This window comes from Psychromonas sp. MME1 (assembly GCF_041080865.1).
GTDB lineage: Bacteria > Pseudomonadota > Gammaproteobacteria > Enterobacterales > Psychromonadaceae > Psychromonas.
The window spans coordinates 1,977,118-2,000,919 of record NZ_CP160906.1 but is presented as its reverse complement, the minus strand read 5'-3'; the positions used below and the strand labels follow the sequence as shown (position 1 = coordinate 2,000,919).

The window sequence follows — 23,802 nt, the reverse complement described above, 5'->3', positions numbered from 1 at the left end:
AGCAGATGGAACCTGAAGTATTTGTCTCTATTTTTAGACAAGCATTATGGCTTGTACTGATGTTAGTTTCGGCCGTTATTGTACCGAGCTTGTTAATTGGTTTAGTGGTTGCCATTTTCCAAGCGGCGACTTCTATCAATGAGCAAACATTAAGTTTTTTACCGCGTTTAATGATGACCTTAATCGCGCTTGCATTTGGTGCGCATTGGGGAATGGAAAAGCTGATGGTGTTTTTTATCTCAATGATTGAACAGATACCGCAAGTTGTAGGTTGATGGTATTTTCTGCTGAATTTTTGCTCGATTGGCTTGCCTCTTATTTATGGGCATTTTGTCGTATTGCGGCCATGTTGATGGTGATGGTTGTGGTTGGCTCTCGTACCACACCAACACGTATTCGCCTTTTTTATGCACTGGCAATTACATTTGCTGTGTTACCCGTCCTACCTCCTTTGCATGTCACTATCGAGCTCTTTTCATTTGCCAGTGTCATTGTTATTTTGCAACAACTATTGATTGGTATTGCAATCGGTACAATCTCAATTTTCGTGGTGCAGACCTTTGTCGTTGCGGGACAAATTATTGCAATGCAAACCAGTTTAGGTTTTGCTTCGATGGCCGATCCGACTAATGGGCAATCCTCCCCCGTTGTTGGGCAATTTTATGTGCTATTAGTGACACTTCTCTTTTTAGCGGTAGATGGACATCTGTTGATGATCGAAATGATTGTGCGCAGTTTTGATACGCTTCCAATATCTATGCAAGGCTTATTAGCAACCGATTATGAAAAACTGGCCAGTTGGTTTTCTTTGATGTTTAGTGCCGCATTAGCCTTTTCAATCGCATCCATGGTAGCCATGCTTTTAGTCAACCTCTCCTTTGGCATAATGACCAAAGCGGCACCACAATTAAATATATTCAGTTTAGGCTTTTCAATTAGCATGGTGTTTGGTCTATTTATTTTGTGGGTAACCATGATCAATGTCCCTATACACTTTGATAATCAATGGTTGCGTGCGATTAATTTAATGTGTGAATTAATTAATAATAGCTGTGAAAGGCCGTAACTATTATCTGCCTTATATGGGGCTTCACTTTGATCATCTAGGAGAGTTGTAGCGATGGCTGAAAATGAAAACGGCACGGAACGTTCCGAAGATGCCACCCCCGATAAGCTGCGAAAATCCAAAGAAAAGGGGCAAGTTGCTCGCTCTAAAGAGTTAGCGACAGCTTCCGTATTAATTTCAGCCTCTATTGCCATTATTATTTTTGGCGAGCGTCTCGCTTATCAGCTATTTCTAATGATGAAACGAAGTTTCACCCTTGTTCGTGATGATATTTTTGCCCCTGAGCAGATGTGGTTACATATATCGGCAGGCTTTTCTGGCTTGGGTTTACCGATGTTTATTATTTTATTTATGCTTTTCATTGTTTCCATCTTAGGTAGCTCACTATTGGGTGGGATGATATTTAGTACGCAAGCGATGATGCCTAAATGGAGTCGTCTAAGCCCTGCTGCGGGTTTGAAGCGTATGGTTGGAAAACAGGCATGGGTTGAGTTAATAAAATCAATTCTAAAGGTGCTTGTCGTGATGGGAATAGCGTGGTGGATTTTAGGCGTTACCTTTAACGAAATATTACAGTTATCCGTATCGCCTTTGCCTGGTAGTGTTTTTAAAGCATTAGATATGATTGCTTGGATGTTTATGGTGTTATGTTTGTCATTGTTAATCATAGTGGCTGTTGATGTACCTTATCAAATACATAAACACAGTGAAGAATTAAAAATGACTAAACAAGAGGTGAAAGATGAGTACCGTAATTCAGAGGGGAAGCCCGAGGTAAAACAGCGGATCAGACAGCTCCAATATGAGGCATCACAACGCAAAATGATGGGAGATGTGCCCGATGCGGATGTGATAGTGACCAATCCAACACACTATTCGGTCGCTATTAAGTATGAGCAAAGTGGTGACAGAGCTCCCTATGTTGTCGCTAAGGGGGTTGACTTTATGGCGATGAAAATAAGGGAAGTTGGACGGGAAAATGAGGTGCCAATTTTACAATCACCAGCGCTCTGTCGTGCCTTATATCATAGTACAGAGATCAATGACGAGGTGCCTGAAGCTCTATTTGCCGCAGTGGCACAAGTGCTTGCTTACATTTATCAATTGGACCGATTTCGTCAAGGCAAGTCTGGCCGTCCTAAAGCACTTCCTAGTGATTTGGTGATACCAGATGACTTTAAATATGATAGTTAATTTTTTGCGACCTACTTTTATCATCTATTTAATTAGAAGTTGTTCAAATTATTGTAAATGATTTATTATAGTAGCCGTTTGAATTCAGCATGATCATACAATTTATGGCATGATTCCTATCACAGACATCATCACTTGATTATAGGTTAACAACATTAATACACTATTTACTTCCCTATGGGCAAATAGAGCAAAATTAGGTGGCGGTTTAGGTACACCTATCATGGTGTTGGCTGCGCTAGGTATGGTTATGTTACCAATGCCCGCGTTTCTACTTGATATGCTCTTTACCTTTAATATCGCACTTTCTTTAGTGGTTTTATTCGTTTCCATTTATACCCGACGTCCGTTGGATTTTGCTGCATTCCCAAGTGTATTGTTGATTGCTACATTATTACGGCTTGCGTTAAATGTCGCCTCAACACGCGTTGTGTTACTTGAAGGTCATCAAGGTGGCGCTGCTGCAGGACATGTTATTGAAGCATTTGGGTCGGTTGTTATTGGTGGCAATTTAGCTGTTGGTTTAATTGTTTTCCTTATTTTAATGATCATTAACTTTGTTGTTGTGACTAAAGGTGCTGGTCGTATTTCAGAAGTAAGCGCCCGCTTTACTTTGGATGCCATGCCCGGAAAACAGATGGCAATAGATGCCGATCTCAATGCGGGATTAATTGATCAAGATCAGGCACGAAAACGACGCGAAGAAGTAACTATGGAAGCTGACTTTTACGGTTCCATGGACGGTGCGAGTAAATTCGTGAAGGGTGATGCCATTGCCGGTATTATGATCCTATTTATTAATATTATCGGTGGTTTCATCATTGGTATGTTGGAATATGACCTGCCATTTTCACAAGCCGCTGAAATTTATACTATATTGACCATTGGTGATGGCTTAGTCGCACAAATACCCTCTCTACTTTTATCCATTGCTGCTGCCATTACCGTTACCCGTGAAAATACTGATGCCGACATGGGTGGGCGGATGCTGGGTCAAATGTTTGACAACCCCAAAGCATTAATGATCACGGCGGCTATTTTATTAGTAATGGGCATTGTACCGGGGATGCCTCATTTTGCCTTTTTATTATTAGGTGGTATGGCTGCTGGTGGCGCGTATTGGCAATTTAGTCGTAGTAAAGCTAAAGAAGAAGCCGCACTACAAGTGCAAGAGAGTAGCGTAAATGAGAACGCCAAACAAACAGCCGTTAATAAAGAGTTAGGCTGGGATGATGTGCGAAGTGTTGACACCATCGGGCTTGAGGTCGGCTACCGTTTGATCCCCCTTGTTGATCGAAGTCAAGGAGGTCAGTTACTTGATCGTATTAAGGGCGTGCGTAAAAAATTGTCGCAAGAAATGGGGTTTTTAATCCCACCAGTTCATATACGTGATAATTTAGATTTACCACCTAATAATTATAATATCTCCTTGATGGGTGTTAGCTGTGGTTTTGCTGATATTTATCACGATAAAGAGATGGCTATTAATCCAGGACAAGTTTTTGGCCCTATCGATGGTGTCGCTGGGATTGATCCTGCCTTTGGCTTGGAAGCAGTTTGGATAGATGAAGTTCAACGAGAACAAGCCCAAGCGTTAGGTTATACCGTGGTGGATACCGCCACCGTGGTTGCTACTCATTTAAGCCAGATTTTAAGTAACAATGCCGCGCAATTGTTAGGCCATGAAGAGGCGCAAAATCTGTTAGATTTGTTGGCTAAAAAACACCCTAAATTAGTCGAGGGATTAGTACCAGAGACATTATCCTTGAGTAGTGTTGTGAAAGTATTACAAAATTTGCTCAATGAAAATGTAGCACTGAGGGATATCCGTACAATTGTTCAAACCTTAGTTGACTATGGACCTAAAAGCCAAGACACGGAGGTATTGACTGCCGCGTGTCGAATTTCACTAAAACGCATGATCGTGCAAGAAATCATTGGCAATGAACTCGAATTACCTGTTATAACACTATCTTCAGATTTGGAGCAAATTTTGCATAAATCTATGCAAGCTGGTGGTGCTGATGGTGCAGGTATTGAGCCGGGATTGGCTGAAAGAGTACAATCTTCATTACTAGAGGCGGCACAACAGCAAGAATTGATGGGGCAGCCTGCGGTATTGTTAACCTCCGGTATATTACGCGGTACGTTAGCTAAATTTGTAAAATATACAATTCCGAGTTTACATGTTCTGTCATATCAAGAGATACCCGATGACAAGCAGATAAAAATAATTAGTTCGATAGGGCAATAATTGGTTGTTATAGATGAAAATTAAACGTTTTTTTGCAAAAGATATGCGTACAGCAATGACTGAGGTTAAAGAAGTTCTTGGACCTGATGCTGTGATCATGTCTAATAAAAAAGTAGTTGGCGGCATTGAGATTGTTGCTGCCGTCGATTATCAATCGGAAAAAACGGAATTACAAAAAAATAAAAAAAATGATGACCCCTACGGCTTGTTAGCTGAGGATAATGTGCAACTTTCTTCTCAGGCTAGTAAAGCGCCGATTAGGTTAAAAGCATCCCCCCGTAAAGAGGATAAAGAGAGTGGTGATGATTTTGCTAAATCATTAAATTCATTCTTCGGTAAAGTGAATGCACAGCAGGCAAAAAACAGTGCAAATAAGGTCGCTCCAACGGCTAACCATAACGGGGAATATTCATTAGCTAAAAATAAATATTCAGCTGATGTGGCGCAGCCTAAAACATTAGCAGAGCAACAGAATTGGAGTCATCCTAAAGAAGCGAAACCGGCTTCGCCCTCTATTCGACGAAGCGCCCCTGTTAGTCGTAGTGGAGAGAATAAAGAGATAGCAAAAATTAGCGAAGATGTTGCTTCATTACGCAAATTATTAGAACATCAAGTATCTGGATTACTATGGCAAGAATTAGAACGTAAAGAGCCTGTTCGTGCGATGGTTATCAAATGGCTAACTGGCGCCGGATTTTCTCATGATGTTGCAGATAAATTAGCCGAATATATTCCAGAGGATGCGTCTTCGTCACAAGTTCAGGATTATATACAAGCATTATTGCAAGAAAAATTAAAAGTAGGTAATAATGAAATTTTAGCGCAGGGAGGAGCCATTGCGCTTTTGGGGCCAACTGGGGTTGGAAAAACAACCACCATTGCCAAACTTGCAGCGCAATTTGCCATGAAATATGGTGCTGAACAGGTTGCATTAATTACTACTGATACTTATCGTATAGGGGCTCATGAGCAATTAGCAACCTATGCTAAAATAATGGGCTGTGCGATACGGGTTGCAAAAGATGCCGATGAGCTTTCAGAGATATTGTATCAATTCAGAGAAAAGCGTTTAGTACTTATTGACACAGCTGGGATGGGGCAACGAGATGTACGATTATCGGAACAACTTGATACGTTAATGCGTAATAGTCGGGTCAATATCCATAGCTATTTAGTTATATCATCTACATCTCAACGGCGTGTTATTGAAGAAGCTTTATTACATTTTAAACGAATTAAACTTTCTGGTTGTATCTTAACAAAAGTCGATGAAAGTGTCGGTTTAGGTGAAGTGCTGAGTGTTACCATGGAGCATGCGCTACCTATTAGTTATGTGACAACGGGGCAGCGAGTGCCTGAAGATATTGAAATAGCAAAAACGGAAAGTTTAATCACGCAAACATTAGAGATGATGAACGAGTTATTCACACAGCAGCAACAGCAGTGGTTTGATAACTTTAGCGATTAAATTTTTTGTTATAATTAGCAATAAAGGTAATAGCAAACCTTTATCGTATAAAATAAGTTAATAAATAATGAGTAATATGATGATTTCAGATCAAGCAAGTGGCTTAAGAAGAATGACAAATAATCAAGTAAAAGTAATTGCCGTTACCGGTGGTAAAGGCGGCGTGGGTAAAACGAATGTTACTTTGAATCTTGCTGTATCACTTGCGCAACGAGGCAAACGAGTTTTAATTCTAGATGCCGATTTAGGTCTGGCAAATGTCGATGTGCTACTTGGTATTCGCGTCACCAAAAATTTATCGCATGTCTTATCTGGTGAATGCACCCTTGATGAAGTGATTGTGGAAGGTCCGGATGGGGTCATGATTGTTCCTGCGACATCTGGAACACAGTCAATGGTTGAATTGTCTGATGTTGAGCATGCTGGGCTGATTCAAGCCTTCAGCTCTTTACAAACTCCGATCGATATTCTTCTGATCGACACCGCCGCCGGTATTTCCAATATGGTTGTCAGTTTTGCTCAAGCGGCGCAGGATGTGATCATGGTGGTTTGTGATGAACCTACATCAATTACAGATGCCTATGCACTGATTAAAATTTTAAGTAAACAAAATGGCGTTTATCGTTTTAAAATTGTTGCCAATATGGTTCGTAGCTTACGAGAAGGGCAAGACCTATTCACTAAATTGACGCGCGTAACGGATCGTTTCCTCGATGCTTCCTTAGAGCTTGTTGCTTGTATCCCATTTGATGGCAATGTTCGCCAAGCGGTGCGTAAGCAAAAAGTGGTTGTTGAAGCATACCCTAAAACACCTGCATCATTAGCATTAAAGGCATTAGCAAATCGAGTTTGTGATTGGCCTATCCCGAATCAACCCGGCGGACACTTGGAGTTCTTTATTGAAAAATTGTTACTCAATGATAATGCTAAAATAAGCGAGTTGCCATAAGTGATAAAAGCACAGGGCTATTACAATAATACTTCAGATCTCATTGACCGCCATTCTGAACTAGTAAAAAAAATAGCTTATCATCTTAATGCTAGGTTGCCTGCTACCGTGCTGATCGATGATTTGCTGCAATCTGGTATGATTGGTTTATTGGAAGCTGCGAGAAATTTTGATGCCTCTAAGGGCGCAAGTTTTGAAACTTTTGCAGGTATCCGGATACGTGGTGCAATGTTAGATGAAATACGTAAAGGCGATTGGGTACCGCGTTCAGTGCATAAAAACAGTCGTGAAATAGCGGCTGCAATCAACGCGGTTGAAAAACGTACTGGTCAAGATGCAAAGGACAGTGAAGTTGCAAAAGAGTTAGGTATATCACTTATTGATTATCAACAAATGTTGCAGGATGTAAATTGTGCTAGATTAGTTGCCTATGAAGATATTTCTGATTGTGATGAAGTGCATGGGGAAGAAAGTAGTGATACTGTTTTTGATGCTGTCAGTGAAAATCAATTTTCAAGCAAGCTCGTGGAGTTGATAAAACAGCTTCCTGAACGAGAAGCATTAGTATTATCCTTATATTATGATGAAGAGTTAAACTTAAAAGAAATTGGTTTAGTACTCGATGTGAGTGAGTCTAGAGTAAGCCAAATTCATAGCCAAGCACTACACCGCTTGAAAGCAAAAGCGCTAATTGCTTAGTGAGTTGCTAGACATGCTCTTCGATTACTAAGAGATACATCACAGTTGCATTAACAAATAAAGAAATGACAGGCTATTACGCTCATTTTTTTTTATATTTGCTTTTATTTATTTGTAGTAGATAAATAAAAATATTTTTTACTTAGGGGAATGTTTTGGACAGAAATATGAAAGTGCTAATTGTTGACGATTTTTCAACAATGAGAAGAATTATCAAGAATTTACTACGAGACCTTGGTTTTACAAACACATTTGAAGCTGATGATGGAAGCACGGCTTTACCTATGCTTAAAGAAGGCGGCTTTGAATTCGTTGTAACTGATTGGAATATGCCAATTATGCAAGGAATCGACTTGTTAAAAGAGATTCGCAAAGACCCCAACTTGAAACACTTACCTGTTTTAATGGTGACGGCTGAAGCGAAACGTGAACAAATTATTGAAGCGGCTCAAGCGGGCGTAAATGGTTATATCGTGAAACCTTTTACTGCGGGTACGCTAAAAGAGAAGTTAGATAAAGTATTTGAGCGATTAGGTTAAAAAGGAAATCGCTATGGCGAACCCATTGATGCCGCTACTCTCTATTGAACAAGCTAGAGCTGTTGTTGCTCATCTAGAAGCTGACGATATAGATGCTGCAAATAAAATTGTTGAAAATGTAACTCTTAGTACCATAAACAAAGATTTTGTGTTTGATAAAGTAGGTGAATTAACAAGAGAACTGCATGATACATTAGTTAGTTTTCAAGAGGACACTAGGTTAATTGATTTAGCTGACCATGAGCTTCCTGATGCTAAAGATTGTTTAAATTACGTTATTGAAATGACCGATAACGCAGCCAATAAAACGATGGATGCAGTTGATTCTTGTCTACCCATTGCCGATAAAATGATTGCTTCACTTGAAAAAATCAGTCCAAATTGGCAAGGTTTAATGACGCGAAATTTAGCGTTAGGCGATTTTAAAACACTTTGTCATGATGTTGATGCCATGCTTAAAGAGTCAACAATTAGTGCTTTAGATTTGCGATCTTCACTAACTGACATATTAATGGCACAAGACTTTCAAGACCTAACCGGACAGATGATTCGTCGGGTGATTACTTTAGTGCAAGAGATTGAAGCTAAACTGGTAGATATTTTAAAAATATCTAGTACAGAGATCGCGCTTAGTAACAAACGAGTAATAGAAAAAAACACTGAGAAAGATATTACCGCTGAAGGGCCGATTATGCGGGCCGAAGAACGCGACGACGTTGTAAATGGACAAGATGACGTAGATGATTTGCTTTCTAGTTTAGGATTTTAAGGATAAAGATAATGACCTTTGAAGTAGATGAAGAAATCCTGCAAGACTTTTTGGTTGAAGCTGGTGAAATTTTAGAATTATTATCGGAACAGTTAGTTGAACTGGAGAATAATCCAAGTGACACGGAATTATTGAATGCAATATTTCGCGGCTTTCATACGGTAAAAGGTGGTGCTGGTTTTTTATCCTTAACTGAGCTTGTTGAAACATGCCATGGTGCTGAAAATGTTTTCGATTGTTTGCGACAAAATAATCGCTCAGTAACTGCCGTATTGATGGATACCATATTAGCTGCGCTTGATGTTATTAATGAGCAATTTGACGCTGTCAAATCCGGAGATCCGATCAATGCGGCTCCTGAGGATATTTTGGCAAAGTTACACCAATTAAGTAAACCCGAGTCACTAGATGAAGTGGCAACTAAATATGAAGTCCCCGTTTCTGAGTCTGAGCCAGTTGTCGCCCCCGTTGAAGTCGCTGATGACAATCACAATATAGACGATATTAGCGAAGATGAATTTGATGCCCTGCTAGATGAACTGCATGCAGTTTCAGGCTCCTCAGTCGTTGCTCCCCCTGCTTCTCCTGAAAATGCTGAGATTAGTGAAGATGAATTTGAGTCGTTATTAGATGAATTACATGGTGTCGGTAAGCACTCATTGACGGCGCCTGCTGTACAAAATAATAAAGAGCCGCATAGCTCCGATGCGATAGCCGATGATGAATTTGAATCTTTACTCGATGAGCTTCATGGTAAAGGGACTCATGGTGGAACGCCCAAAGTCTCACAAGAAAAACCCGCTGCGGCTGAAGTAAATGGCGATGAAATAAGTGACGATGAATTTGAATCTTTACTCGATGAGTTACATGGGGTAGGCAAGGCGGCTCAGACAACGTCTAAAACAGAGCCAGAAGCTGAATCCAAGCCTGCAGCAATTGAGCCTGCTAAAGCTCCTGCTCAAAGTGCCACAAACTCCAGCAAAGAGGTTAAAGCGCCAGCTGCCACTCCGGCTCCTGCTGCCCCAGCAGCTAAAGCCATGCCGGCTAACGCTGCTAAAGCGACGATCGTCGAACCGACCGTCCGTGTAGATACCGCCATTCTTGATGAAATTATGAATATGGTCGGTGAATTAGTATTGGTGAGAAATCGTTTGGTCAGTCTTGAAACAACGACCGAAGATGAAGAGATTTCACGTGCAATTGCTAATCTTGCCATTGTGACGGGCGATCTTCAGGGGTCGGTAATGAAGACGCGTATGCAGCCAATCAAGAAAGTATTTGGTAAGTTTCCGCGTGTAGTGCGAGATTTAGCTCGCACCTTAGGCAAAAATATTAAACTTGAATTGGTTGGTGAAGATACTGATTTAGATAAAAATTTGGTTGAAGCTCTGGCAGATCCGCTCGTGCATTTAGTACGAAACTCGGTGGATCACGGTATTGAAATGCCCAATATACGCATGCAATCAGGCAAAGAAAAAGAAGGACGTATTTTACTTTCCGCTTCGCAAGAGGGGGATCATATCCTGCTTGTTATCGAAGATGATGGTGCAGGAATGGATGCTGAAAAATTAAAGCAAATTGCGATAAATAAAGGCATTTTAGATCAAGATACCGCTGAGCGTATGCCTGATAAAGAGGCATATACACTTATTTTTGCTCCCGGCTTTTCGACTAAAGTTGAAATTTCGGATATTTCAGGCCGTGGTGTCGGCATGGATGTAGTGAAAACCAGTATTACCAAGTTAAACGGCACTATTTCCATTGATTCAGCCATTGGTAAAGGTACGCGTTTAGAGATCAAAGTACCTTTAACTCTCGCTATATTACCGACATTGATGATAGTCGTTGGCGGACAAACCTTTGCACTACCATTAACGAATGTTAATGAAATCTTCCATTTAGATTTAAGTAAACAAAATATTGTTAATGGTCAACCTACAATTGTCATTCGTGACCGCGCTATACCTCTGTTTTATCTGAGTAAATGGTTAGCTCCAAAATCAGCATCTGCATTAGAAACAAAGAAAGAGGGGCATGTGGTGATTGTTCAGTTAGGTGTTCAGCAAGTTGCATTTGTTGTTGATGCGTTACTCGGGCAGGAAGAAGTCGTTATTAAAGCACTGGATCGTTTGTTAACGGGGACACCGGGTATGGCTGGAGCGACGATTACTAGCGATGGTGGTATTGCACTTATTCTTGATATACCAAGCCTACTGAAACATTACGTATAAAAATAGGATCCAATATGGTGATCAAAGTATTAGTTGTTGATGATTCAAGTTTTTTTCGTCGAAGAGTAAGTGAGATCATTAACAATTCACCTGCATTAGAGGTGATTGGAACTGCAAATAATGGTTTAGAAGCGGTAGAGATGGTCGCGAAATTAAAACCTGATGTTGTCACCATGGATATAGAAATGCCGGTGATGGATGGTATTACCGCCGTAAAAAAAATAATGGCATCAAATCCGGTGCCAATTTTAATGTTTTCATCGCTGACCCATCAAGGTGCTAGTGCTACGTTGGATGCACTAGAAGCCGGTGCAGCAGATTTTTTACCGAAAAAATTTGAAGATATCGCGCGTGATAAAGAGGAAGCAATAACACTGCTTCAACAGCGTATTAAAGCAATCGCGAGTAAACGAGTTCATCGAGTTATAACACCAACCACACAACCTACAATAACGAAAACGACCAGTCGAGCGCCTAGTGCGACCTTGACTGCGCTACAAAAATTGAACAATAGACGAGCAGAAAGTACAGCGACTTCAGCCGCTAAACCTCTCTCAACACTAACGAACAGGAATGTGACCAGTGCCCCTTCCCGACATGCGGTTTTTAAAGCGTCGGGTAAATCCTACGATATATTGGCTATTGGTACTTCAACTGGTGGTCCTGTGGCGTTACAAACTATTTTAACGGAGTTACCCGCGGATTTTAAATTACCCATTGTTTTAATTCAGCATATGCCTGGTACCTTCACTAAAGCCTTTGCTGATCGTTTAAATGGTGTTTGTAAAATTAATGTAAAAGAGGCAAGTGATGGGGATAAGCTGCTTCCTGGTTGTGCATATTTAGCACCTGGTGGAAAGCAGATGTTAATAGATGGGCGTCCTGGTAATGCTTCCATCCGTATTCATGAAGGCAGCGATAAACTAAACTATAAACCTAGTGTCGATATTACATTCGCATCATTATCAAAAAGTTATGGTGGAAAGGTGCTTGCGGTTGTGCTTACTGGAATGGGAGCAGATGGCCGTGAGGGGGCGCGTATGCTTAAGGAAAAAGGAGCCGTTATTTGGGCACAAGATGAAGCCAGTTGCGTGGTGTATGGCATGCCTCAAGCGGTTTTTAAAGCCGGATATACATCGTATTCATTACCGCTAGATCAGATAGCTAAATCGATTAATATTGAATTACGACATGAATAAGCTCGCTCTATTTGGTTTTTTTATTATTATTTCTAGCTTACTGATTGCACAAAGCTATCACGGTGCATCGATACAAGGAATTCTGGACTTACCTGCTTTTCTCATTGTCTTTGGTGGCACCTTAGGAGCTATTTTAATACAAACTTCCTCTAAGCAGTTTTTAGATGCATTGAAATTATTGCCAAAAATATTTTTAGCGCCTTCCTCCTCTCTTATTGAACAATCACTAAAGATCAAAGAGTGGTCACATAAATCGAGATTGCATGGTTTATTAAGTTTAGAGCAAGCCAATGATAATAGCTTAGATCCCTTTACCGATAAGGGCATAGCAATGATAGTCGATGGTAGCGATCCGATTGCATTGCAAGATGTTTTACAGCATGACATTGATCTTGAGTGCGAACATCAGGAACGTAGTGCACAAATCTTTGAGTCAATGGGAGGATATAGCCCGACTATCGGGATCATCGGTGCGGTACTCGGTTTGATTCAAGCGATGAGTTTTTTAGATGAACCTGAAAAATTAGGGAATGGCATTGCCATTGCATTTGTTGCAACTATTTATGGTGTTGGGTTTGCTAATTTTATCTACTTACCTATTGCCAATAAAATCCGTTTACATTATCGACATATTGCACTTTACAAAGAGATGACTTTAGTGGGATTAATTGCGATTTCCCATGGTGAAAATAGCCTATTACTTGAACGTCGCTTAGACAGTTATCTCAATAGAGCCGCCTATTAATGGGATTTCGGCCTCGCAGAAGATTGCATGCACATGGCGGCAATGACCTAAATCGTTGGACCGTCTCCTTTGCTGATTTCATGACATTAATGTTTGCTGTTTTTGTCGTTTTGTATTCAGTATCTTCAACTGAAGAAGATAAATACAAAGAGGTGATGCAAAGTATTCAGGAGGCGAGTAAATTACTCAATAATGCAATTTTAAGCAGTAATGATGCAGGGATTCTCGATAAGCAGAGTAATAATATATTAGAAGATAGTGGACCTGCTCTGCTTTCAGAGCATCGATATCAACAAGCTGAAAATGAATTGTCAGCGGTAGATGATCTTAAAGAAGGGGTAGAGCTGAAACAGTTAAAGACTGAGCTGGAGAATTTATTTTCAGCGGAATTAGATAATGAATTGCTAGTTATTAAGGATGATGGTGATTGGTTAACTTTAGAGTTTGCCGGGCAAATGTTATTTGCAGGCGGAAGTCATACACTACTTATATCAGCAAATGAATTGCTAAAAGCATTGGCGAAAAGTATACAACCGATTGATAATTTAATCCGAGTCCGTGGTTATGCCGATCAAACAAAGGTCTCCAATGAGATCTACTTTTCAAATTGGGAACTCTCTGCTTTTCGGGCATTTAGTGTATTACATGAATTAGCTAATTTAGGCATCGATCCACAAAGAATGGCCGTCGAAGCTTATGGTTCATACAGTCCAATTTATCATTCTGATGGTAGCGTTAATAATTTAGCGAGCCGAAGAGTTGTTCTGGCAATTTCACGTTACTCAATGGTTAAACAACCCAGCATAGAGTTGGCCAAGCCTATCGTTAAAACGGTCTCTGAGTCGGTGGCAACGCAAAAGCCAGACTTAGAGACGATGCAAGAATTGCATTTACCTGATGGCAGATTAATTTTCACAACAAGGCAGGAATAACGTTGTTTATTTGGACTGTAGCAAATCAAAAAGGTGGAGTCGGTAAAACGACCACTGCCATATCATTAGCGGGATTACTTGCTCAACGAGGTTATCGAGTTTTATTAATAGATACCGATCCACAGGCATCTTTAACTTGTTATTTGCAATTTGACCCTGAACAACTGCCTGTTAGTTTATTTGACCTCTTTGTTGAGCCTGCTGAAACGAAGGAAGAGCTGGCACAGGTTATTCTACCAACGGATTTACAAAACATCTCCTTAATTCCTGCATCGATGGCGTTATCAACCCTTGACCGTATGGTTGGAGGTCAAGATGGTATGGGGCTATTTATTAAAAAACAGCTAACCTTAGTCGAAGATGAGTATGATTTTGTTTTAATTGACTGCCCTCCTGTATTAGGGATAATGATGGTTAATGCACTTGCAGCCTGTGAAAAACTATTAGTGCCAGTGCAGACTGATTTTCTTGCATTGAAGGGGTTAGAGCAGATGATCAAAACGTTAGATATTATACAAAAATCCCACGCTGAAAATTTTGATTTTTGTATTATTCCAACCCTGTACGATAAACGTACGCGTGCATCTATCAATGCACTTGAGGTATTATTAGCAAGTTATGCCGATAAGGTATGGAGTGGTGTTATTCCCGTTGATACAAAATTTAGAGATGCAAGTTTAGATCACCTCCCCATCTCTATCTATTCACGTGATTGTCGCGGTACCATCGCCTATGAAGCTCTACTCAATGATTTAATGACAACAGAGAAATAAATGAAAAATCATAATGATCAAGCGATGGCGAACTATTTTTCGTCAATGTTATCTGAAAAAAACACTAAGCCAACGGCAACAGAAAAATCCGTTGATGTGATTGATCTAGAACCTTTTCAAGAGCCTGTTCATTCATTGCCCGAGACATTGGTTTTTTCCCCATTGCCAGACTCATCGGAAGTTTCGGAATCATCGAAGTTATTAGAAAGTATCGATATTGTTGCTACGCCTGAATTAACTGAAACGATTGATATTAGTGGAGCTGAATTTGCTGATGAGTGGCAGCAACTTTCTATTGCCAATGAATTTCAAGTGTTATTTTTTGAATTAGCCGGATTGACCTTTGCAATCCCGTTAACTGACCTCGGTGGTATCCATAAATTAGACCGATCTCTGAATTCTTTACTTGGGAAGCCCGATTGGTTTGCTGGTGTGATGACACACAACGAATCATTGTTTAATATTGTCGATACAGCTAAATGGGTGAATCCAACACTTTCTTCGGAAACACTCAATTATAGCCATTATGTTTTATTAGGTTCAACGGAGTGGGGACTCTCCTGTGAAAAATTGTTAGGAACGGAAACGTTAACGAAAGAGCAAATTAAGTGGCGTAGTTCTGCAGGCAGAAGACCTTGGCTAGCAGGGATGGTGAAGGATAAAATGTGTGCGTTGTTACATGCCGAAGAGCTCGTTAAACTATTAAATAGTGGTATGAATATTCACAGTAATAAATAGTGTTCAATGGACTTAAAAAAACACTAAGATTACTTTAATTAATATATAAGTAGGGAACCTTATGCAAAACAATGATAAAAAAATCGTGAAATCTGTAGATGATGAAGTCTTTCAAAGAGTAACTTTTCAACTTGAAAATGAAACCTATGGCGTCAATGTAATGCAGGTACAAGAAATTTTGCGTTATAGTGAAATTGCTGCGGTGCCCGGTGCGCCTAGTTATGTACTCGGTATTATTAATTTACGTGGTAATGTTGTCACGGTAATTGATACTCGTTCCGCTTTGGTTTAATGCCTGCTGAAATTACAGATAATACCCGTATTGTTATTATCGAAGCTGAAAAACAGGTAATTGGTATTTTGGTCGATAGCGTTGCCGAAGTTGTTTACCTTAAGAAATCTGAGATAGAAGATGCGCCGCATGTCGGCACCGCTGAGAGTGCACAATTTATTCAGGGGGTAAGTAATCGAGGAGATGGTTTACTTATTCTGGTCGATTTGAATAAGCTGCTCTCTGAAGATGAGTGGGATGAATTAAATTTATTATAAGTTGAGTAAATAATGCTCTTATCCTATATCCCTTGGATTGCTTTGTTGCTATCTATTATTTTATTTGTTGTAAATTATCTATTCATAAAAAAACAACAACTTAAAATTAATGAATTACAGTCACTTGTTGAATCTCTTACGAGCAATAACGCGTCTTTTAAAAGACAGTTTACGGAAGCGCATGCGGTCAGTTTAGGGATGGGGAAGAAAATACAAAAATTTGAAAAAATGGTAAAACAAATTCAAGAAAATCATTCCAATTTAGTTGCACAAGCGCCTGAAAATAGGCTTTATACTCGAGCCATGAAAATGGTTGAGCTTGGTGCATCAATTGATGAATTGATGGTTGAATGTGAATTACCCAGAGCTGAAGCTGAATTGTTACTTAACTTGCATAAGAAGTAGGGATTTATTTTATTATTAACGAGCGCATGCCACAGGCAATGTGAATTGAGAAAAGTATGCGCTTGTATATTCCACTCTATTCCTCAGATAAAATCGCTGTGTTAACATTCTTATTTTTGCAACCTGCATCATTACGTTTTCATATTGCACATTTTTAATATTAGGTAGCTGGTATGCTTCATTGTAACAATTTAACCTGCGTGCGTGAAAATAGAGTTTTGTTTCAAAATTTTAATTTGATAGTCAAACCGGGTGATATTGTCCAAATAGAAGGCCCTAATGGGGTTGGAAAGACCTCTCTATTTCGTTTGTTAGTTGGATTGGCTCAGCCCTATTGTGGTGATATTTCTTGGCAAAATGAGAGTATCGCCTCAGATCGTGATGTTTTTCATCGACAATTATTGTTCCTTGGCCATAAATCGGGCGTAAAACCCGAACTGACAGCATTGGAAAATTTACAGTTTTTTCAAAACATGCATCCGGCTAAGGGAAGTTTTAATCTTTGCAGCGTATTAGCTAAGGTTGGCCTAGCGGGCTATGAAGATATACCAACATCACAGCTTTCAGCCGGGCAACAGCGTCGAGTTGCTTTAGCGCGTTTATGGATTAATGATTGTCCGTTATGGATTCTTGATGAACCTTTTACTGCAATTGATAAATCTGGCATTGCTGTATTGGAGGAACTTTTTATTGAGCATGCCAAAAAAGGGGGAATGTTGTTATTGACTACCCATCAAGATTTATCGATTGATAAAAAATTACTGAGAAAAGTGACCTTAGAAAAATCACTGAGTGACATTTATGTTTAGTGCTTTTGTGCAAATTGTTAGTAAAGAATTGAAGGGCGCATTTCGTCGTCAAAGTGATATTTTAAATCCGATTTGGTTTTTTGTTATTGTGGTGACCCTCTTTCCATTAGCGATTGGTAGTGAGCCCACTTTACTTAAACGTATTGCTCCCGGCATTATTTGGGTTGCTGCGTTATTGTCAGCATTACTCTCCTTTGAGCGGCTTTTTAAAGATGACTTCATTGATGGGAGTCTAGAGCAGTTAATGCTGACTGGTTACCCTTTACCTTGGTTGGTTAGTGCCAAGGTATTTGCGCACTGGTTGTTAACAGGTGTCCCAATTCTGTTGGTTTCACCCTTGTTAGCGATTTTTTTAGCGCTGGATATGCGCACTTATTACGCGTTATTTTTAACCCTTTTAATTGCGACCCCTATCTTGAGTTTACTCGGCGCGATTGGTGTTGCATTAACGGTAGGGTTACGTAAAGGGGGGGTATTATTAAGTCTCATCATGTTACCCTTAAGTATCCCAATTTTAATTTTTTCAACGATGGCGGTTGATGCGGCAGCTTATGGACAATCTTATTTAGGATTCTTAGCACTTTTAGCTGCTATGTTAGTGGCTTCAATTACATTGGCTCCTTTTGCTATTGCGGCCTCATTGCGCGTTAGTCTTAGTTAATTTTTTATAGTAGAGATAGATTATGTGGAAATGGTTACACCCCTACGCAAAACCTGAAAAAAGCTATCAATTAGCAGGTACGTTATTACCTTGGTTTGTTGTCGTAACTGTTGTTACATTTATTATTGGTATGGTATGGGGGTTATTATTCGCACCGCCAGATTATCAACAAGGGGATAGTTTTCGTATTATCTATATTCATGTCCCTGCTGCTATGATGGCGATGGCGGCATACTCAACAATGGCTATTGCTGCATTTGTCGCACTTGTTTGGCAAATTCGTTTAGCGGAAATGAGTGTTGCTGCAACTGCTCCCGTTGGTGCTGTTTTTACTTTCATTGCTTTATTCACCGGAGCTGCATGGGGGAAACCGATGTGGGGAACTTGGTGGGTATGGGATGCAAGGTTAACCTCTGAGCTAATTTTGTTATTTGTCTATCTTGGTATTATCGCGCTTTACAATGCATTCTCAGATAAAGCCTTAGCGGGGCGTGCGGCTGCCATTTTAACGCTTGTCGGCGTGATTAACTTGCCCATCATCCATTACTCAGTTGTGTGGTGGAATACGTTGCATCAAGGGGCAACAATTAGTAAATTTGAGAAGCCATCAATGGCCCCTGAAATGCTTTGGCCTTTGCTTATCATGATTATTGCTTTTGCTGCCTTTCTAGGTTCACTGAGTTTAATGCGTTTTCGTAATGAGATATTATCGCGAGAGAGTCACCGGCCTTGGGTGATTGCATTATTAACCAAACCGTCTGTGAATGTTTCAAAAGAGGGGTGTTAACAATGGCATTTTCTTCAATCAGTGATTTTTTTGCGATGGGCGGATACGCTTTTTATGTATGGTTGGCCTATGGCATCTCCTTTTTGGCGTTGCTTGTTTTGATCATTAATACCAGAGCGAAAAAAAAGAAAATATTAGTAACCGTTAAACAGCGTTTGTTACGGCAACAACGTATTAAAGATGCACAAAATGTAGAAGGCTCATTATGAATCCTAGGCGCAAAAAACGACTCTTAATTACTACCTCATTAATATTGGGATTATCGATAGCATTAGGATTAGTGTTATTTGCTTTGCAGCAAAATATCGATCTTTTTTATACACCGACAGAGGTGATACAAGGTAAAAAGGAAACCGGTGTTAAACCTGTTGTTGGGCAGACATTACGTGTTGGGGGAATGGTTGTACCGGGCAGTGTAAGGCGAGATCCTGATAGTTTAAAAGTGAGTTTTGATCTACTTGATAATGGGGGCGGGACGGTCACCATTTTCTTTGATGGTATTTTACCGGATCTTTTTCGCGAGGGGCAGGGGATTGTGGCGCAAGGTGAGTTAACCGCTGCGACAGAAATTTATGCCTTTGAAGTGCTTGCAAAACATGATGAAGAATATATGCCGCCTGATGTTGCCGATGCGCTTAAGGGCATGGAACATTTAAAAGTAAATAATAATTAAAGGACTGTTCAATGCTTGCTGAAATTGGTCAATTTTCATTAGCTATAGCCTGTATGTTAGCGTTATTGCAAACTGTTTATCCCCTTTATGGGTTGTATGCTAACCAGCCAAGTGCTATTGCATCTGCTAAAATATTGACGATTTTACAGTTTATATTTGTTTTTTTGGCCTTCATCATTTTAAGTTATTTATTCCTTGATAATGACTTTAGTGTTGCCTATATCGCGAATAATTCCAACTCATCACTGCCTTGGTATTTTCGCTTGTCAGCAGTTTGGGGAGCCCATGAAGGGTCACTATTGCTTTGGGTCTTTTTACTTGCACTGTGGAGTATGGCCGTTGCGGTATTGAGCAAAGCACTTCCCGTCGAGTCAATTGCGCGCGTCTTAGCTATATTAGGATTGATTTCATTAGGATTCTATCTTTTCGTTATCTTAACTTCCAACCCGTTTTTACGTACCTTGCCTTATTTTCCAGTAGATGGTCGAGACCTTAATCCTCTCTTACAAGATGTTGGTTTGATTATTCATCCCCCTATGCTGTATATGGGCTACGTTGGCTTTTCCGTGGCCTTTGCCTTTGCCATTGCGGCTCTATTAGAGGGGCGTCTTGATAGTGCTTGGGCAAAGTGGTCGCGCCCCTGGACAATGACTGCGTGGGTATTTCTTACCGTAGGCATTGCGCTTGGAAGTTGGTGGGCCTATGCAGAGCTTGGTTGGGGAGGATGGTGGTTTTGGGATCCCGTTGAAAATGCTTCATTTATGCCTTGGATTGCAGGCACTGCATTAATTCATTCCTTAGCCGTCAGTGAAAAACGTGGTGTCTTTAAGTCCTGGACTGTTTTACTCGCTATCAGTGCTTTCTCATTAAGTTTGTTGGGTACCTTTTTAGTGCGCTCTGGTGTTTTAGTTTCAGTACACGCTTTTGCCAGTGATCCCGCGAGAGGGTTGTTTATTTTGGCATTCCTTATTCTCGTTATTGGTGGCTCACTATTACTCTATATCATTCAAGCATCTAAGGTAAAAAGTCGAGGTAAATTCTCACTCTGCTCGCGTGAGAGTTGGTTACTTATTAATAATATTTTTTTAATTGCCGCCTTGATAGTCGTACTTTTGGGAACGCTATTACCTCTTGTTCATAAGGAGATAGGTTTGGGTAGCATCTCCATTGGCGAACCCTTTTTTAATCGTATCTTTACCGTACTTGTGGTGCCATTTTCCTTGTTTTTGGGAGTTGGCCCGTTGATGCGTTGGAAACGTCAAAATATGGCTGAACTATTCGCACCATTAGCTATCTCATTAGTTGCTAGTGTCGTTTTCACCTTAATATTTTTATTCCAATTCGCCTCGCATTTTACTTGGTTGGCCGTGTTAGGTGTTTTTCTTGGTTTTTGGATATTATCGACCACGTTCAGTGAGCTTTATTTGCGCTCAACGCATCGTTTTTCTCTTGTAAAAGGGTTTATGAAATTAGGTAATAGCCATTGGGCGATGAGCTTAGGCCATGCAGGTTTTGCGGTGTTAATTATCGGTATCACGATGACGCAAAATTACTCCATTGAACGAGATGTTAAATTAGCCGTTGGTGAGAATATTGCTTTTGAACACTATCATTTTCATTTTGATGCGCTCGAAGCGTTACAAGGTAGTAATTATAAGGGCACAGTTGGTGTGTTTACCGTATATAAAGAGGCCAATGTGATTGCCACACTGCGCGCTGAAAAACGCTTTTATACTGTACAAAGAATGCCAATGACGGAAGCTGCGATTGATGCCGGTATTACTCGTGATTTGTATATTGCAATGGGTGAAGCCTTACCCGATGGTGCATGGGCGGTGCGTATTTATTACAAACCGTTTATTCGTTGGATTTGGTTTGGGCCACTACTAATGGCATTGGCGGGTGTATTGATGATCATTGACCGTCGTTACCGCGTTAAAAAAACAATAAATGCTCTACAGGAAGCTGCATAATATGGCTAAAAATCGTACCCTATTGGCTTTGTCGATCCCTTTAATTATTTTTGTTATTGTCTGTTATTTTCTTTTTAAGGGCTTATATTCTGACCCGCGTAAATTAGATTCAGCATTAATTGGGCAACCCGTCCCTGAGTTTACCCTGCAGGATATTTATAGCCCGGAAAAACAGTACGATCGATCAATTTTTACAGAGCAAAAATTGTTACTTAATGTATGGGCAACTTGGTGTCCTACTTGTTATGCCGAACATCAATTTTTAAACCAATTGGCTGGGCAGGGGGTTTATATTGTTGGTATGAATTATAAAGATCAACGCCCCAAAGCGATTAAGTGGCTCACAGATTTACATGACCCTTATAAAGTTAGTCTGTTTGATGAAAATGGCATGCTTGGTTTAGATCTTGGTGTTTATGGTGCGCCAGAGACCTTTTTTATTGATAGCAAAGGCATTATTCAATACCGTCATGTTGGTGATTTGAATGCTCAAATCTGGGAAAATGAACTCTCCGCTATTTTTGCCAAAATGGAATAATCTATGAATCAATTACTTTTCTCCCCTGTGCGCCAACTACTCATGTTACTGTGCTGTATAACGGCCGTTAGTAGTGCAAATGCAATCGATAGTTTTGAGTTTGATAATCCACAACAAGAACAGCTTTTTTTGGATTTAAGTAAACAATTACGTTGCCCAAAATGTCAGAATCAGAATATTTCAGACTCTAACGCGGAGCTTGCGAAGGATTTACGTAATAAAACCTATGAGCTAGTGAAACAGGGTAAGAGTGAAGAACAGGTTATTGATTATATGGTGGCTCGTTTTGGTAACTTTGTTCGTTATGATCCGCCAATGACCCCGGCAACTATCTTTTTATGGTTAGGGCCGCTTATTTTTATTGTGCTGGGCTTTTATATTCTATATCGACAAATTAACAGCCAGAATAAAACTGACGACCCTTTAAATAATAACGATGCTAAACGGTTACAAACCCTACTTGGTAAAAATAAACAGTCAGAAAAAAACGTAAAACAGGGAAATCAATGATGATCATACAATTTTTTCTAGGCATTATCTTATTGCTAATTATCGCCTGTACGCTGTTTATGCTTCCTTTCATTAGGAAAAGCGCGAATCAATCTAAAAATAGTAATACAGCCGCGCGTAACCAACTTAATCGTGACCTATATGAGACAAGGTTAGCGGAGTTAGAAAACGATGAATCACAGGGAATTATAGTTGATAAAGATAAAATAATTGAAGAATTGCAATACAATTTACTCGATGATGTTATCGATGCAGATCAGAAAAAGAGTGCTAAAAAAAGTAAATTTATCTGGTTACCTGGTCTATTCATATTATTAGCAGGTAGTATTAGTCTCTATTCTTCGGTTGGTGGATACCAGCAGTTAAGCCATTGGGATAATGTACTACAGCGTTATCCCGCATTAAAGAATAAACTTTTTAATGATAAAAACAGCCGCCCGAGTGAACAAGATTTAAAAGATATCATGCTCGGTTTACGTACACACCTTAGCGTACAAGCCAATGATGCCGATGGTTGGTTATTATATACACGCTTAGCGATGTTTTTTAAAGATGCAGACTCTGCTTTGGATGCAGCGCAAAAAGCGTATCTGTTAAATCCCCAATCGTTAGATGCAAAACTAACTTTTATAGAGCTTAAAATGCAAGGTGATGAATATTCACAGCAGCAAGCTGAGTTGATGTTAAAAAATATATTAGCGACTTATCCCGACCTGATTGAAGCTTGGTCAATGTATGCTTTTATTGCCCTTGAAAAACAGGACTTCAATGAAGCTAAAGTGCGTTGGGAAAAAATGTTGACCTTGGTGGATGCTGGTTCTGAACAGGAAAAAATATTACATGACAGCATTGCCTATGCCAATACTCAGTTGCAGGTTCAACAGGCACGCAGTGAGCAAATGCAAATCATAGCACCATCGGAACATGCGTTAACCACTAACAAGGTGGTTGCGATTGGTCAAGCGTATCAGGTAACTATTAATATTAGTGAATCGGTTAATCTTCCTGAAGGTGGCTCTTTATTTGTTTTTGCGCAATTACCTGCTGGTCCAAAAATGCCTATTGCAGCAGTAAAATTGCCACTTAACCTGTTTCCAATTAAGGTTGAATTATCCGATGCGAATGCAATGACTGCTGGCATGAAATTAAGTGATTACCCGGAGTTTATTATTAAGGCGCGTATAACCACGGATGAAAATGCGACTTCTGGCAAGTGGCAGGGACAAAGTGAAGTGGTGGAACGGGATAGTCAAAACGAGGTTAAAATTGTTATTGATGAAGCTTTATAATATGGCTGATTTATTATAATTATTTGGTGTATGACCGTTTTATATCTATAAT

At 39.9% G+C, this 23,802-nt stretch carries 25 protein-coding genes and 1 pseudogene; all 26 read left to right on the top strand.

Going from position 1 to position 23,802, the window contains the following annotated elements:
• Positions 1 to 5 precede the first annotated feature (5 nt).
• The gene (gene fliQ, locus AB2N10_RS09105) at positions 6 to 275 is read left to right on the top strand and encodes a flagellar biosynthesis protein FliQ (protein ID WP_354623978.1); all 270 of its coding nucleotides are present in this window, start codon (positions 6 to 8) and stop codon (positions 273 to 275) included.
• Positions 275 to 1,066, top strand: a complete 792-nt coding sequence (fliR, locus tag AB2N10_RS09100; RefSeq protein WP_354624186.1) for a flagellar biosynthetic protein FliR — start codon at positions 275 to 277, stop codon at positions 1,064 to 1,066. Before fliQ ends, fliR begins: the two co-directional genes overlap by 1 nt.
• Positions 1,067 to 1,120: 54 nt before the next feature.
• A complete protein-coding gene (flhB, locus tag AB2N10_RS09095) occupies positions 1,121 to 2,260 on the top strand; it encodes a flagellar biosynthesis protein FlhB (protein ID WP_354623979.1) in 1,140 nt (379 codons plus the stop codon).
• Between the two features lie 154 nt (positions 2,261 to 2,414).
• Complete coding sequence (flhA, locus tag AB2N10_RS09090; protein ID WP_369434661.1) at positions 2,415 to 4,514, top strand: flagellar biosynthesis protein FlhA; 2,100 nt, start codon at positions 2,415 to 2,417, stop codon at positions 4,512 to 4,514.
• A 13-nt stretch (positions 4,515 to 4,527) separates the two neighbouring features.
• Positions 4,528 to 5,982 carry a flagellar biosynthesis protein FlhF gene (flhF, locus tag AB2N10_RS09085; RefSeq protein WP_354623980.1) on the top strand — a complete coding sequence of 485 codons (1,455 nt, stop codon included), beginning with the start codon at positions 4,528 to 4,530 and terminating at the stop codon, positions 5,980 to 5,982.
• A gap of 79 nt (positions 5,983 to 6,061) precedes the next feature.
• A complete protein-coding gene (locus AB2N10_RS09080; protein WP_354624187.1) occupies positions 6,062 to 6,931 on the top strand; it encodes a MinD/ParA family protein in 870 nt (289 codons plus the stop codon).
• A complete protein-coding gene (locus AB2N10_RS09075; RefSeq protein ID WP_354623981.1) occupies positions 6,932 to 7,630 on the top strand; it encodes an RNA polymerase sigma factor FliA in 699 nt (232 codons plus the stop codon).
• A 155-nt stretch (positions 7,631 to 7,785) separates the two neighbouring features.
• The gene (gene cheY, locus AB2N10_RS09070; RefSeq protein WP_354623982.1) at positions 7,786 to 8,169 is read left to right on the top strand and encodes a chemotaxis response regulator CheY; all 384 of its coding nucleotides are present in this window, start codon (positions 7,786 to 7,788) and stop codon (positions 8,167 to 8,169) included.
• Between the two features lie 13 nt (positions 8,170 to 8,182).
• Positions 8,183 to 8,938 (top strand): protein phosphatase CheZ, encoded by a 756-nt coding sequence (locus tag AB2N10_RS09065; RefSeq protein WP_369433728.1) that lies wholly within the window; start codon positions 8,183 to 8,185, stop codon positions 8,936 to 8,938.
• An 11-nt stretch (positions 8,939 to 8,949) separates the two neighbouring features.
• Positions 8,950 to 11,169, top strand: coding sequence for a chemotaxis protein CheA (locus AB2N10_RS09060; RefSeq protein WP_354623984.1), 2,220 nt, complete (start codon positions 8,950 to 8,952; stop codon positions 11,167 to 11,169).
• Positions 11,170 to 11,183: 14 nt separating this feature from the next.
• The gene (locus AB2N10_RS09055; RefSeq protein ID WP_354623985.1) at positions 11,184 to 12,368 is read left to right on the top strand and encodes a chemotaxis response regulator protein-glutamate methylesterase; all 1,185 of its coding nucleotides are present in this window, start codon (positions 11,184 to 11,186) and stop codon (positions 12,366 to 12,368) included.
• Positions 12,361 to 13,113: a flagellar motor protein gene (locus tag AB2N10_RS09050; protein ID WP_354623986.1), complete on the top strand. Its 753-nt coding sequence runs from the start codon at positions 12,361 to 12,363 to the stop codon at positions 13,111 to 13,113. The genes AB2N10_RS09055 and AB2N10_RS09050 overlap by 8 nt, the downstream gene beginning before the upstream one ends.
• Positions 13,113 to 14,045, top strand: a complete 933-nt coding sequence (locus tag AB2N10_RS09045; protein WP_354623987.1) for a flagellar motor protein MotB — start codon at positions 13,113 to 13,115, stop codon at positions 14,043 to 14,045. The genes AB2N10_RS09050 and AB2N10_RS09045 overlap by 1 nt, the downstream gene beginning before the upstream one ends.
• Positions 14,046 to 14,047: 2 nt before the next feature.
• The gene (locus tag AB2N10_RS09040) at positions 14,048 to 14,818 is read left to right on the top strand and encodes a ParA family protein (RefSeq protein ID WP_354623988.1); all 771 of its coding nucleotides are present in this window, start codon (positions 14,048 to 14,050) and stop codon (positions 14,816 to 14,818) included.
• A complete protein-coding gene (locus AB2N10_RS09035) occupies positions 14,819 to 15,556 on the top strand; it encodes a chemotaxis protein CheW (RefSeq protein ID WP_369433727.1) in 738 nt (245 codons plus the stop codon).
• 61 nt (positions 15,557 to 15,617) lie between these two features.
• Positions 15,618 to 16,105: pseudogene (locus AB2N10_RS09030) on the top strand (chemotaxis protein CheW).
• A 12-nt stretch (positions 16,106 to 16,117) separates the two neighbouring features.
• Complete coding sequence (locus tag AB2N10_RS09025; protein ID WP_354623991.1) at positions 16,118 to 16,510, top strand: DUF2802 domain-containing protein; 393 nt, start codon at positions 16,118 to 16,120, stop codon at positions 16,508 to 16,510.
• Between the two features lie 173 nt (positions 16,511 to 16,683).
• The gene (gene ccmA / locus AB2N10_RS09020) at positions 16,684 to 17,319 is read left to right on the top strand and encodes a cytochrome c biogenesis heme-transporting ATPase CcmA (protein WP_354623993.1); all 636 of its coding nucleotides are present in this window, start codon (positions 16,684 to 16,686) and stop codon (positions 17,317 to 17,319) included.
• Positions 17,312 to 17,980 carry a heme exporter protein CcmB gene (ccmB, locus tag AB2N10_RS09015; protein ID WP_354623994.1) on the top strand — a complete coding sequence of 223 codons (669 nt, stop codon included), beginning with the start codon at positions 17,312 to 17,314 and terminating at the stop codon, positions 17,978 to 17,980. Before ccmA ends, ccmB begins: the two co-directional genes overlap by 8 nt.
• A 22-nt stretch (positions 17,981 to 18,002) precedes the next feature.
• Positions 18,003 to 18,767 carry a heme ABC transporter permease gene (locus AB2N10_RS09010; RefSeq protein WP_354623996.1) on the top strand — a complete coding sequence of 255 codons (765 nt, stop codon included), beginning with the start codon at positions 18,003 to 18,005 and terminating at the stop codon, positions 18,765 to 18,767.
• Positions 18,768 to 18,769: 2 nt separating this feature from the next.
• Positions 18,770 to 18,976 carry a heme exporter protein CcmD gene (gene ccmD / locus AB2N10_RS09005; RefSeq protein ID WP_354623997.1) on the top strand — a complete coding sequence of 69 codons (207 nt, stop codon included), beginning with the start codon at positions 18,770 to 18,772 and terminating at the stop codon, positions 18,974 to 18,976.
• Positions 18,973 to 19,440 (top strand): cytochrome c maturation protein CcmE, encoded by a 468-nt coding sequence (ccmE, locus tag AB2N10_RS09000; RefSeq protein WP_354623998.1) that lies wholly within the window; start codon positions 18,973 to 18,975, stop codon positions 19,438 to 19,440. Before ccmD ends, ccmE begins: the two co-directional genes overlap by 4 nt.
• A gap of 11 nt (positions 19,441 to 19,451) precedes the next feature.
• Positions 19,452 to 21,413, top strand: a complete 1,962-nt coding sequence (locus AB2N10_RS08995) for a heme lyase CcmF/NrfE family subunit (protein ID WP_354623999.1) — start codon at positions 19,452 to 19,454, stop codon at positions 21,411 to 21,413.
• Position 21,414: 1 nt separating this feature from the next.
• Positions 21,415 to 21,951, top strand: a complete 537-nt coding sequence (locus tag AB2N10_RS08990; protein WP_369433726.1) for a DsbE family thiol:disulfide interchange protein — start codon at positions 21,415 to 21,417, stop codon at positions 21,949 to 21,951.
• Positions 21,952 to 21,954: 3 nt separating this feature from the next.
• Positions 21,955 to 22,461, top strand: a complete 507-nt coding sequence (locus AB2N10_RS08985) for a cytochrome c-type biogenesis protein (protein WP_354624000.1) — start codon at positions 21,955 to 21,957, stop codon at positions 22,459 to 22,461.
• Complete coding sequence (gene ccmI, locus AB2N10_RS08980; RefSeq protein WP_354624001.1) at positions 22,458 to 23,750, top strand: c-type cytochrome biogenesis protein CcmI; 1,293 nt, start codon at positions 22,458 to 22,460, stop codon at positions 23,748 to 23,750. Before AB2N10_RS08985 ends, ccmI begins: the two co-directional genes overlap by 4 nt.
• The last annotated feature ends 52 nt before the right edge of the window (positions 23,751 to 23,802 follow it).